Raw genomic sequence first — 12,294 nt, forward strand, 5'->3', positions numbered from 1 at the left:
GTGCAGCCGAAGGAAGTGCCGCAGCAGAAGCCGGAAGAGGCCGAGGCCGAGGCCGAGCCCGAGGAAGAGGCCAGCGAGGCGGAGGTCGAGGGCGGCGTGGAAGGCGGCGTCGCGGGCGGCGTGGTGGGAGGCGTGGTCGGCGGAGTGATCGGCGGCGTGGTGGGCGGTCAGCTGGGCGGGACGGGCACGGACGTGCTGTCGTTCGGTCAGGGCATGACGCGTCCGGAGCAGATTTCAGGTCCCCAGGTGTCCTACACGCGTGAGGCCATCGAGGCGCGCGTCCAGGGCCTGATGATCGTGAAGTGCGTCATCACGACCGAGGGAAAGGTCGAGCGCTGCCGCGTCATCAAGCCGCTCCCCCACATGGAGCAGGCCGTGATGGACGTGTTGGCCGCCTCACGCTACAAGCCGGTCACGTTCCAGGGCCGGCCGGTCGAGGTCCAGTACACCTTCAACTTCAACCTGAAGCTGCCGCGCTGATCGAGCGCACCTGCTGAGCAGTCCGCCGAATCCAACCCCGCGCTCGTGAGGAGGAGCGCTCCACAGCCATGCAATTCACTCTTGCTGATATCTGGCACCACACGGGCCTCTTTGCCCGCATGATCATCTTCACCCTCGCCATCATGTCGGTGGCGTCGCTGGTCGTCATGGCGGAGCGGATCATCGTCTTCCGCAAGACGCGCGCGGACAGCCGCAATTTCGCCGCCAAGATGGGCGCCATCCTCGCGAAGGGCGACCTGACCACCGCCGCGAACACCAACCTGGGCAAGGACGTGGGCCACCTGGGCCGCGTCATCAACTCGGGCCTGACGGCGTACCGGATCAGCCCCGGGAACAAGGACCTCGCGGTGGAATCCGTGGCGCGGGCGCTGGAGCGCCAGGCGCAGCGCGAAGTGCAGAGCCTCAAGCGCGGCCTGGGCCTGCTGGCCACGGTCGGTTCGACGGCGCCGTTCGTGGGCCTCCTGGGCACCACGATGGGCATCGTGAACGCCTTCCAGCTGATGGCGGCGGCCGGCTCCGGCGGTCTGGGCACCATCTCGGCGGGTATCGCCGAGGCGCTCATCACCACCGCGTTCGGCCTCCTGGTGGCCATCCCCGCCGTGATGGCCTACAACTTCCTGCAGGGCTGGGTGGATGCCCGCTCCGTGGACATCTCCGAGTCCTCCAACGAGTTCCTGGACGTGGTTGCGCGGCACGTGGGCGGCGGCGCCCACTCCTCGCACGCGGCTTAGTTCAAGCCCACCCCTGGGACATCCCTGCCCTCGTGGGCGGCCCGGCTGCATCCAGCCGAGCTGCCCCGGGGTGGGAACCCCTTCCCGGACACAGGTGCACGCATGGGAATGTCAGCAGGCCCCAAAGGGGGCATCAAGAGCGAGATCAACGTCACGCCCCTCGTGGACGTGGTGTTGGTGCTCCTCATCATCTTCATGGTCGTGACGCCCATGCTCCAGCGCGGCAAGTCGGTGGAGCTGCCCAAGGCCACGGAGATTGAAAAGGAAGGCGGCAAGGACGCCGACCCGCTCGTCCTCTCCATCACCCCGGACAAGAAGGTGTTCGTGGAGAATGACGAGGTCAACGAGCAGGGCCTGCAGGACAAGATCGCCGCGGAGCTCCAGAAGGATCCGGGCAAGAAGATCCTGCTGAAGGGTGACAACACCCTGAACGTGGGCGACGTGCGCAAGGTCTTGGACACGGCCCGCAAGGCGAAGGCGAAGCAGATCGCCCTGGGTGTCGAGGAGAAGAAGTAATGTCCCAAGGAAGAACCAAGCAGCGTCAGTGGGTCAAGCCCGCGTCCGCGCCGAACTCAGAGATCAACGTCACGCCCCTCGTGGACGTGGTGCTGGTGCTCCTCATCATCTTCATGGTCGTGACCCCGCTCCTGGAGAAGGACATCCTCGTCCGCGTCCCGGAGACGGAGGTGGAGAATGAGCCGCCGCCGGAGCCCGACGCCCAGCAGATCATCGTGCAGGTGGACAAGGACGGCACCTACTCCATCAATACGGAGCAGATCGCCGCCTCCGACTACGTCACCCGCCTCAAGCGGATGCTGAACGCCAAGAAGGCGGACGAGAAGGTCGTCTTCTTCATGGCGGACGACGCGGCCAACTACGGCAAGCTCGTCGTGGCGCTCGACGGCGCCCGCGCCGCGGGAGCGAAGATCCTGGGCATGGCCACCGAGCTGCCCCCGAACGCGGTCATCCAGGGCACGCAGGCGACGCCCGAAGGCGCGCCTCCCGCGCCCCCGCCGACGCCCTGATCCGCTCCTCCGGACAGGGCTGACGCACACCTCAGCGGTCGCAGGGTTCAAAGAGAAGCTCGCTGGCGGGGAGCCTTCCCCAATGCCAGCGGGCTTCTTGCTTTTTGGAGCCCACGTCCTCGCCCGGGACGGAACGTCTGACGCGGTGGATGGGCGCTCCTGGGCGTCGTGAGGCAGGGGGCCCGGTACGGGCGTTGCTCTTGCCTCCCCCGGCGCAGGTGGCGAGGGGGTAGACGATGCTGGCTCGGGTGCGGTCGGGGGCGTTGATGGGCATCGACGCGGTGGTGGTGGAGTGCGAGGTCGACATGGCGCTCGGGCTGCCCTACTTCAATGTCGTGGGGTTGCCGGAAGGGGCGGCCCGGGAGTCGAAGGTCCGGGTCGTCTCCGCGCTGAAGAACAGCGGCTTCGACCTTCCGCAGAAGCGGATCACCGTCAACCTGGCCCCCGCGGACATCCGCAAGGAGGGAGCGGCGTTCGAGCTGCCCATCGCGCTGGGAGTGCTTGCCGCGGCCCGGCTGATGGAAGAGGAGCCGCTGGCGCACTATCTCTTTGGCGGAGAGCTGTCGCTGGATGGCTCCATCAAGCCCATCCGGGGCGTGCTCCCGCTGGCCGTGGCGGCCCGGAATGGCGGCTTCCGCGGGGTCATGGTCCCTGCCGCCAATGCGACGGAGGCAGCGCTCGTGGAGGGGCTCCAGGTGGTGCCGGTGGCCCACCTGCGCGAAGCCGTGGGTCACCTCACCGGCAGCGCCCCGCTGACGCCCTTGCTGCGCGCGGCGACGCCGGGCGTCGGTCCGCGAAAAGCGAACGCGGACATGGCCGACGTGCGGGGCCAGCCGGAGCTGAAGCTGGCCCTGGAGCTCGCGGCGGCCGGAGGACACAACATCCTCATGGCCGGCCCTCCCGGCTCGGGCAAGACGATGCTGGCGCGACGGCTGCCGGGCATCCTGCCGGAGATGACCTTCGACGAGGCCCTGGAGGTGACGAAGGTCTACTCCATCCAGGGCCTGCTGGGAGACGAGCAGGCGCTGATGCGAGAGCGCCCGTTCCGCGCGCCCCATCACACGCTGTCCGACGCGGGGCTCGTGGGCGGGGGCCCCGCGGCGCGACCGGGTGAGCTGTCCCTGGCCCATCACGGCGTGCTGTTTCTCGATGAGCTCCCGGAGTTCCGCAAGAACGTGCTGGAGGTGCTGCGCCAGCCCCTGGAGGAGGGCGCCATCCATCTGGCGCGGGCGAACCAGCACATCACCTATCCCTGCCGGGTGATGTTGGTGGCGGCGATGAACCCCTGCCCCTGCGGCTACTTCAACGTGCCGGAGCGCACGTGCACCTGCCCGGAGCACCGCGTGTTCGACTACCACGCACGCGTCAGCGGTCCCCTGCTGGACCGGATCGACATCACCGTGCAGACGCGGCCCGTCGAGTACCACCAGCTCGCGGCGAAGAGCCAGGAGCTGCCCAGCCATTATTACCGGCAGCGGGTGGAAGCCGCGCGCGAGCGGCAGCGTGCCCGCTTCCAGGACGCGCCGGGCGTGCACTGCAATGCCCAGATGCCTTCCCACCTGCTGCGCCGCTACTGCGTGCTGTCACCCCGCGCGGAGCAGATGCTGGAGCTCGCGGTCCGCCACCATGGCCTGTCCGCCCGCGCGCATGACCGCATCCTCAAGCTGGCCCTGACGCGCGCGGACCTGGAAGGGCATGGGCGCATCGAGGACGTGGACATGCAACTCGCCGTCGACTGCCGGATGCTGGACCGCCGAGGCTGGCTGCACGCCAACACCCAGGGGCTGGCAGGCGCCTCACGCCCTCCTGCTCCTTCCTGGCGAGCGGATCCGGTGGACAGCAACGGACGCCGGCTTCCGAGCGACAAGGACTGATGCCCGGAGCCGGGGACTTCAGGACGGCACGCGCACGGGGGCAGCGGCATCACGCGCGGAAGGGGGCGCCGTGACGACCGAAGGAGCCTCTCCGGGCAGTCGCTCCGCGACGCGGGCATCGGGGCGCGACACGGGGCCGGTGATGATGCGCGCCGAGCTGCCGAAGGTCAGGTACGCGTAGGCCCAGTTGAGCAGCACGGCCAGCTTGCTGCGGAAGCCCACGAGGAAGGTGATGTGGATGAAGAGCCAGGCCAGCCAGGCGACGAGGCCGGATTGCTGGACGCGGCGGAAGGCCACGCCCACGGCATGGCCCCGGCCGATGACGGCGTAGGTGCCCCGGTCCCAGTAGCGGAAGGGCTGCATCGGCTGGCCCGCCAGTTGGCGGCGGAGGTTGAGGACCGCGTGCTTCCCCTCCTGCATCGCCGCAGGCGCCACTCCCGGGACGGCGCTTCCGTCCGCCTGTTTGACGAGCGCCAAGTCCCCCACGACGAAGATGCTTGGGTGCCCGGGCACGGTCAGCTCGGGCGTCACGGGAACGCGTCCCGCACGGTCCAGCTCCACGCCCAACGAGCGGGCCACCGGAGAGGCCTCCACCCCCGCGGCCCAGAGCACGGTGCGGGCGGCCAGACGCTCGGCGCCCATGTCCAGGCCCGTGGCGTCGATGTTCGTCACGCGGGTCCCTGTGCGGACCTCGACCCCGAGGTTCTCCAGCACCTTGCGTGCGTCGCGGGAGAGGTTCTCGGGGTAGGTGGGGAGCACGCGGTCCATCCCCTCGATGAGGATGACGCGTGCGTCCCGCGGGTCGATGTTCTGGAAGTCGCCCGTCAATGAGCGACGACTGATCTCCGCCAGGGCTCCGGCCAGCTCCACGCCCGTGGGGCCTCCACCGATGATGGCGAAGGTGAGCAACGCGCGGCGACGCTCGGGGTCCGGTTCGCGCTCCGCCCATTCGAAGGCGAGCAGCACCCGCCGACGGATCTCCACCGCGTCCTCGACCGTCTTCAACCCCATCGCGTGCCGCGACCAGGCATCGTTGCCGAAGTACGAGTGCGTGGCCCCGGTGGCGACGATGAGGAAGTCGTAGCCCAGCTCCCCGTCGGACAGGAGGACGCGCTTGTTCGCGGTGTCGATGCCGGTCACCTCCGCGAGCAACACCTGGACCTGATCACGTCCGAGCATCGCCCGCAGCGGCGCGGCGATGTCGCTCGGGCTGAGCGTGGCCGTGGCCACCTGGTACAGCAGCGGCTGGAAGAGGTGGTGGTTGTGACGGTCCACCATCGTGACGCGAACCCCTGCCTTTCGCAGGTACCGGGCCGCGTAGAGGCCGCCGAAGCCGCCTCCCAGGATGACCACATGGGGAAGGTTCTCACGGGTCGTTTTCACGCTGGAAGAAGTCACGCGGGCACCCCGGGGATTCAATGCAATGCATTCTGCCTCCCCAAGCCAGGCTGTCGTGTCCCCCCGTGCCTGCTTATGCGGACACGCCCTTCCTTGCGTCTTCTCAGGCGCCGGGAGACAGCCGTGCCGCTCCACCGCGCCGGACGGACATGACGGACCTGGACGCACCTGGAACGACCTTCGCCGGGGAGCTCGCCCGGCATGTCCGTTGCTGTCTCCACGTCCGAGGCATCGAGCCCGCGGGGCGGCGAGGGAGTCAGACGAGATGAGCAGGCTGACGGAGAAGCTGAAGGCAGTGGCGGCGGCGGTGGCGTCCATCGAGAAGCAGTTCGGCCGGGGCGCGGTGATGACGCTCGGGGCGGACGCGCCGGAGCAGAAGGTGGCGGTCATTCCCACGGGTTCGGTGGGGTTGGACCGTGCGCTGGGCGTGGGGGGCTATCCGCGAGGACGCGTGGTGGAGCTGTTCGGCAATGAGTCCTCCGGGAAGACGACCCTGACCCTGCACGCCATCGCCCAGGTCCAGGCCGTGGGGGGCGTGGCGGCCTTCATCGACGCGGAGCATGCGCTGGACCTGTCCTATGCACGCAAGCTGGGGGTGCGCGCGGAGGAGTTGCTGGTGGCCCAGCCCGACACCGGAGAGCAGGCGCTGGAGATCACCGAGCAGCTCGTGCGCTCGGGCGCCGTGGACCTCATCGTCGTGGACTCGGTGGCGGCGCTGGTGCCCCGCGCGGAAATCGAAGGGGAGATGGGGGATGCGCACATGGGCGTCCAGGCGCGGCTCATGAGCCAGGCCCTGCGCAAGCTCACCGGCGCGGTGAGCCGCTCCGGCACGTGCATCATCTTCATCAACCAGATCCGCATGAAGATTGGCGTGATGTTCGGCAACCCGGAGACGACGACGGGTGGCAACGCGCTGAAGTTCTACGCGTCGGTGCGGATGGAGATCCGCCGCATGGGCAACCTCAAGGAGGGCGATGCGGTGGTGGGCTCACGGGCCCGCGTGAAGGTGGTGAAGAACAAGCTGGCGCCCCCGTTCCAGGAGGCCGAGTTCGACGTGCTGTATGGCACGGGCATCCACCGCACCGCCGAGGTGCTGGACCTCGCCGTGAGCGCGGGCGTGGTGGAGAAGTCCGGCAGCCACTTCAGCCTGCGTGGAGAGCGCATCGGACAGGGGCGGGAGCGGGCCTGCGAGTGGCTGCGCGAGCATCCAGACGTCCTCGCCTCCCTCGCCCGTGAGCTGGTGGGCGCCGCGGCGCCGCCCGTGTCCGCGGCTTCCGTCGAGGCGGCCTAGGAGGCCGGTTGAAGCGCATCCAGCGAGAGGGGGACCTCCAGACGGCGCTGTCCGGCCCGCAGCACCAGGTGGCCCTCCGGGGCCTCCTCCAGCAGCTCGCCGAACTGGTACTGCGCATCACGGGAGAAGCGAGCCTTCGCCCTCCCCTGCTTCACGCGGCAGGTGAGGACGCCTTCCGGCGTGAGCTGGAGCGAGGCTGGATCCAACGCTTCCGCCGTCCGGTCGCTCAGGCGCAGGGACACACGCTCGTCCGGCGTGATGTCCACGGTGCGGACCTCATAGGCCGCGTCCTCCACCTGGACGTAGCACCAGTCCGGGGCGATGCGCAGCTGATAGCGCCCATCATCGTCCAGGAACAGGGAGGCATTGAAGAGCTCGATGATCTTCAGGTGCTCGATGGGCTCGTCGTCATGCCACCAGCGCAACGCGGCATCGAGGCGGATGCCGCTGTCCTCACGGGTGTGCCAACGCTTGCCAGGAGGGGGCTGACCGGTGGGAGGTTGCATGTCGCCCTTTATGTGCGCGTGGGGCTCGGCGAATTCAAGCCGCCGGGTCCCGCCCGCCTACCAGTTCCGGACGAACTCCGTGTAGCCGCGAAAGGCCACGGCGCCCCAGAAGTTCACCAGCACGCCAAGCGCCAGCACGGCCACCACCGCGCGGTTGCGCAGGGACCAGCCGCCCACGGCGAAGAGCAGCAGCAGGTAGGGCGTGTAGTCCAGGCTGAACCGGAAGCCGAACTGCATGTAGCCGGTGTTCTGGTAGACGAGCCCCGGCAGCGCGCACGCCGCCACGGTCAGCCACAGGGGCCAGTGCAGGCGAGGACGCGTGCGGGGAACCAGCAGGAACACCAGCAGGGGCAGCGTGAGCAGCAGCGTCAGCCCGTGCGGGTCGTACGACAGCCGCGGCGGGGACAGGGACACCTGGGGCAGCTTGAAGAACGCGGCCTGGAGGTTGCGCGACAGGTACTCGAGGTTGAAGAGGCCGAAGCGGTCGATGTCCGCGTTCACCCGGTTGTTGAAGAAGTACGAGTGGCCGAACTCTCCCGGCTTGCCGAAGCGGTAGACGTTGTAGGCGGCGGCGAGCAGCGCCAGCGGCCCGGCCCCCAGCCCGAAGAGCCCGAGCTTGCGGAGGGCAGGCTTCCACGTGGTCGGAAGCGCCTTGAGCTGGGCCAGCCGATCCGGTCCCGGGCAGAGCGCCTCCAGGACGAAGAAGAGGCCCGCGAACACGAGCGGCGTGCGGGTGAGCACGGCCATGGAGAAGAAGAGACCCGCGAGCAGGGGGCGCCGGGCCTTCACGGCGTTGCGCACGTACAGACACGTGAGCGCCACGCCCATCACCTGCGCGCTGAACCAGACCTCGCCCCGGATGGCGCAGTAGAAGAACAGCGTGCCGAAGGCGAGCACGAGCGACATCACCACGTTGTCGTCGCGGTTGCGCGCGGTCTCCCCTTCCTGCGCCAGGAAGCGCAGCAGCGAATAGAAGAGCGCCACCGCGAGCGCGCCCACGAAGACACCGAAGGACGTGTCGTTGAATTGGTAGCCGTGCAACGCCACGAAGGGGAGCATCACCACCGCGGGGAAGGATGGGAAGCTGACGAACCAGCGGTCATCCCGGAGCGGGCGGCCTTCGCACCGCGCCTTCTGTCCATCCACGAGCCGCACACAGGCCCAGTCCTCCAGGTTGGGCAGCACCTGCGGATCCACGTCGAGCCGCCCGTCCAGCCAGGACTGGGCCTGGTAGATGAAGTGCGGCGCGGCGCTCTGCCGGAGGAAGCGCTGCGAGCTGAAGCTGGACAGCACCGCGAACGCCACCAGGAACAGCACGACCTCCACGCGATAGGCCGACAGCCACAGGCGCACCGCGCTCAGCACCGGATGCGCGCCCTTCACCGCGGAGGCCCCGGGCGGGGCGGCGGCTTCCAGCGGCAGGGGGCTGCCGGAGGCAGGCTCCGGCGGGGCGGAGGACACGGAGGCTTCCAGGGCTGGTGGGGCGCCGGAGAGCGGGGCCTGGGGCGCCGTGGACGGAGCTTCCGGAGCGGAAGGACGGGGACGCTTTGACTTGGAGCGACTCATGAAGACACGGGGGCGGCGAGCAGGTGCAACCTCAACATTTCCAGCACGTGGGCCGCGGCGAACAGGCGCACACGGTCGCGGTCACCCGCGAGCGAGATCCGTTCGCAGCGGGGCTCCAGGTCGGGACCAGCCAGCGCGCAGTAGACGGTTCCCACGGGATCCTCGGGCGTCCCGCCTCCGGGACCGGCGTAGCCCGTCACCGACAGGCCGAACGTCGCACCGCAGGCCTTGCGAACGCCCTCGGCCATCGCGAGGGCCGTCTGCCGGGATACGGCGCTGTGCACCGCCAGGACCTCCGGCGGGACGCCGACCCAGGCAGACTTCATCTTCTCCGAGTAGACGACCGCGCCCCCCACGAACACCTGGCTCGCGCCCGGGACGGCCGTGAGGTCCTGCGCGATGAGGCCCCCCGTGCAGCTCTCCGCCACGGCCAGCGTGTGCCCGGCACGCGCCAGCAGGTCCAGGAGGACCGGGGCGTATTCGCCGCCATCCGCGCCGTACACGTGCGTGCCCAGCACCGCCCGACATGCGGCCTCCGCGGCGGCGAGCGCGGCGTCGGCCTCCGCCTGGGTGGGCGCTTCGGCCATCAGCTTCAGGTGGTTCTCGGGGGCGTGCGTGCGGAAGCCGAACACCACCCGGGGATGGCTGGGGGCGAGCGGCATCACCTGCTGGTTCAGCACCGATTCGGGCAGTCGCACCGTGCGCAGCAGACGGAAGGCCCGGAAGGTGCGGTGGGGCTCGGAGGCGAGCCAGCCGCGCACGCGCGGCAGCACCTCTCCGTCCACGAGCGCGCGGTACTCGCGCGGGACACCCGGCAGGAAGAACAGCTGCGCGCGGCCGAGCTTCTGGATGACCAGCGGGGCCGAGCCCTGAGGGTTGCGCACCGGCTCGGCGCCCCTGGGGATCCTCGCCATGCGCAGGGCGCCCGGGTTCATGTCCATGCCTCGCGCGGCGTAGCGCTCCTTGAGCCAGCCCAGCACCCTCGCGTCCTCCTCGAGGGGCACGCCCGCGGCGGCGGCGGCGCACTCCAGCGTGAAGTCGTCCGCGGTGGGGCCCAGGCCGCCCGACACGATGACCACGTCCGCGCGCGCCGAGGCCTCCAGCAGCGCGCCCGTGATGTCCGGGCGCACGTCACCGACCACGGTCACCCGTTCGACCTTCACGCCCAGGTCGAAGAGGCGGCCTTCCAGGTAGGTGCTGTTGGTGTCCGTGATGAGGCCGGTGACGAGCTCGTCACCGGTGCACAGCAGCTCGACGCGCATGGGCCGGGCATCCTAGCGGTCCCGGGCCGGGAGGGCACGGTCCGCGTCCTCCGTCATGCGCCTGGCGGCTCAGAGGTACGCGGGACCGTCGTCCGGGGCGGCGTTGGCCTCGGAGTCCTCGTCATCGTCCTCATCCAGCTCGGTGGCCACGGCCACCGCCGCGACAGCGCCCGCGCCGACCTTGCGCGAGACCAGCCGGCTGCGCACCGAGACCGCCGACTCCACGAGGCCCATCACGAGGTACGCGAAGAAGTACGTCACCAGCACCCAGGCCGGATGGAACTGCTGGGCAATGAACCCGCCCGTGAGCGCCATGGCCATGAAGACGAGCGCCGTCTTCCGGCCGGGCCGCGCGTCCTTGAAGGTGCGGTAGCGCACCGTGGACACCATCAGCAGGGACAGCGCGCCGACCGCCACCGCCACCGGCATGCGGGCGCCGTCACCCAGCGCTTCGCCCTGCGAAGCCACATGGTGGGAGATGATGAGCGAGACGAGCACGCCCGCGGCCAGCGGGATGGGCAGCCCCACGAAGAAGCTGCCACCGCCGCCGTGCGGGTTGCGCATGGCGAGCACGTTGAAGCGCGCCAGCCGCATGGCGCCGCACGCCATGAACGCGAAGGAGATGAAGAGGCCCCAGAAGCCCATGGGCGCCAGCGCCCACTTGTAGACCAGCAGCGCCGGGGCCGCGCCGAAGGACATGACGTCCGCCAGGCTGTCGAGCTGCATGCCGAAGTCGCTCTGCGTCTTCGTCAGCCGGGCCACCCGTCCATCAAACCCGTCGAAGAACATGGCGAAGAGGATGGCCAGGGCCGCCTGGTACAGCTGCACCGGCGTCGCTTCACCCGAACACAAGGTGATGGCGTAAAAGCCACAGAAGATGGAGGTGACGGTGAAGAGGTTCGGGAGCACGAACATCAGTTTCCGCAGCTTCATCGTTCCCTCGACTTCCCCAGGTGGTCGGCTGCCCATGCGGCAGAAACGGCGAGGGAACGGACCTTAGCAGGGTTTTATTCGCGCCGGAGTCAGTCCCCGGTCGCATGGAGGAGAAATGCCGTTCGGGCGTTGGGCCCTGTGGGGATTGGAGGCGGCGGTCGTCCTCCTCCTGGTCAATGTCGTGTGGGTCCTGCTGGTGCGGCACTGGTACCGCCTGAGGGGACCGCATCCCGTGATGCTGCGGGCGCGCTGCGCCGACGGCTGGGAGCTGGCCGTGCACGCCCGGCGAGCGGCCGTGCGCCGCTTCGCCGAGCCGGTGCTGCTGTGCCACGGGCTGGCGGCCAACCGCTACACCTTCGACTTCGAGCCCCCCTATTCCGTGGCGCACTACCTCAACGACGCCGGCTTCGACTGCTTCACCGTGGAGTGGCGTGGCACCGGGCACTCACGGCGTCCGCCCCCGGGCAGGCGCCCCACGGACTTCACCATCGACGACCACATCACCCAGGACGGGCCGGCCCTGTTGGAGCTGGCCCTGAAGGAGACCGGAGCGAAGCAGGCCTTCTGGCTCGGTCACTCGCTGGGAGGGCTGGTGGGCTATGGCGTGGCCCAGGGCGCCGAGGGGGAAAAGCTCGCTGGCCTGCTGGAGCTGGGGGCGCCGGTGCACCTCAAGTCGGAGCCGTTCCTGCACACGCTCATCTCGCTCGGCGTACGCGCCGCGTGGCCCGGCAGCATCCGGCAGGAGTGGATGAGCGCGAGCATGGCCCCCTTCCTGGGCTACATCGCCCTGCCCCTGTCCGACCTCGTGGTGAACCCGCGGCACATGCCGCCACGCATCCTGCGGCAGGTCTCCGCCAACATGATGTCGGCGATGAGCCGCAAGGTGCTGCTCCAGTTCCAGGACTGGATCTCCCACGACGCGTTCCGCTCCTATGACCGCAAGACGGACTGGCGCGCGGGCATCGCGAAGCTCCAGCAGCCCGTGCTGGTGATGGGCGGCAGCGCGGACCGGTTGGCGACCGCCGCCAACGTGGAGGCGCAGTACGCGCTGCTCACATCCCCCGACCGGACCCTGCACGTCTTCGGTCGGGACCGCGGCGACAAGATGGACTACGGCCACGGCGACCTCATCTTCGGCACCGGTGCGCCAACGGAGGTCTACCCCGTCATCCGCGAGTGGCTGGAGCAGCGCGCCACGCCCCTGCCC

12 protein-coding genes are annotated in these 12,294 nt (G+C 69.5%); 7 read left to right on the top strand and 5 right to left on the bottom strand.

The window, feature by feature from the left end:
- The 5 genes from D7V93_RS25415 to D7V93_RS25435 form a co-directional block, all read left to right on the top strand.
- Window positions 1-480, top strand: a 480-nt coding sequence (locus tag D7V93_RS25415; RefSeq protein WP_147451314.1) for an energy transducer TonB, incomplete at its 5' end; no start/stop codon positions are given.
- A gap of 68 nt (window positions 481-548) precedes the next feature.
- Window positions 549-1,232: a MotA/TolQ/ExbB proton channel family protein gene (locus D7V93_RS25420; protein WP_120614052.1), complete on the top strand. Its 684-nt coding sequence runs from the start codon at window positions 549-551 to the stop codon at window positions 1,230-1,232.
- 102 nt (window positions 1,233-1,334) lie between these two features.
- Window positions 1,335-1,748: an ExbD/TolR family protein gene (locus tag D7V93_RS25425; RefSeq protein WP_120645860.1), complete on the top strand. Its 414-nt coding sequence runs from the start codon at window positions 1,335-1,337 to the stop codon at window positions 1,746-1,748.
- Window positions 1,748-2,257 (top strand): ExbD/TolR family protein, encoded by a 510-nt coding sequence (locus D7V93_RS25430; RefSeq protein ID WP_120645861.1) that lies wholly within the window; start codon window positions 1,748-1,750, stop codon window positions 2,255-2,257. Before D7V93_RS25425 ends, D7V93_RS25430 begins: the two co-directional genes overlap by 1 nt.
- 236 nt (window positions 2,258-2,493) lie before the next feature.
- Window positions 2,494-4,131, top strand: a complete 1,638-nt coding sequence (locus D7V93_RS25435; protein WP_120645862.1) for a YifB family Mg chelatase-like AAA ATPase — start codon at window positions 2,494-2,496, stop codon at window positions 4,129-4,131.
- An 18-nt stretch (window positions 4,132-4,149) separates the two neighbouring features.
- Here the strand turns inward: D7V93_RS25435 and D7V93_RS25440 are convergent, their stop codons facing one another.
- Window positions 4,150-5,514, bottom strand: a complete 1,365-nt coding sequence (locus tag D7V93_RS25440) for an NAD(P)/FAD-dependent oxidoreductase (RefSeq protein WP_120645863.1) — start codon at window positions 5,512-5,514, stop codon at window positions 4,150-4,152.
- A gap of 280 nt (window positions 5,515-5,794) precedes the next feature.
- Between D7V93_RS25440 and recA the strand changes: the two genes are divergently transcribed.
- Window positions 5,795-6,820, top strand: coding sequence for a recombinase RecA (gene recA, locus D7V93_RS25445; RefSeq protein WP_120645864.1), 1,026 nt, complete (start codon window positions 5,795-5,797; stop codon window positions 6,818-6,820).
- Here the strand turns inward: recA and D7V93_RS25450 are convergent.
- From D7V93_RS25450 to pssA, 4 genes are all read right to left on the bottom strand, one after another.
- Window positions 6,817-7,326 carry a DUF1285 domain-containing protein gene (locus D7V93_RS25450; protein WP_208723147.1) on the bottom strand — a complete coding sequence of 170 codons (510 nt, stop codon included), beginning with the start codon at window positions 7,324-7,326 and terminating at the stop codon, window positions 6,817-6,819. The two genes, recA and D7V93_RS25450, sit on opposite strands and share 4 nt — an antisense overlap.
- 57 nt (window positions 7,327-7,383) lie before the next feature.
- The gene (locus D7V93_RS25455) at window positions 7,384-8,892 is read right to left on the bottom strand and encodes a hypothetical protein (RefSeq protein WP_120645866.1); all 1,509 of its coding nucleotides are present in this window, start codon (window positions 8,890-8,892) and stop codon (window positions 7,384-7,386) included.
- Entirely contained in the window at window positions 8,889-10,154 is a 1,266-nt protein-coding gene (locus D7V93_RS25460; RefSeq protein ID WP_120645867.1) for a CinA family nicotinamide mononucleotide deamidase-related protein, read from the bottom strand. Before D7V93_RS25460 ends, D7V93_RS25455 begins: the two co-directional genes overlap by 4 nt.
- 69 nt (window positions 10,155-10,223) lie before the next feature.
- Entirely contained in the window at window positions 10,224-11,087 is an 864-nt protein-coding gene (pssA, locus tag D7V93_RS25465) for a CDP-diacylglycerol--serine O-phosphatidyltransferase (protein WP_120645868.1), read from the bottom strand.
- A gap of 115 nt (window positions 11,088-11,202) precedes the next feature.
- Here pssA and D7V93_RS25470 point away from each other — a divergent pair.
- On the top strand, window positions 11,203-12,294 hold a 1,092-nt coding region (locus tag D7V93_RS25470; protein ID WP_120645869.1), incomplete at its 3' end, for an alpha/beta fold hydrolase.

Origin of the sequence: Corallococcus llansteffanensis (genome assembly GCF_003612055.1) — a bacterium.
GTDB classification, from domain to species: Bacteria; Myxococcota; Myxococcia; order Myxococcales; family Myxococcaceae; genus Corallococcus; species Corallococcus llansteffanensis.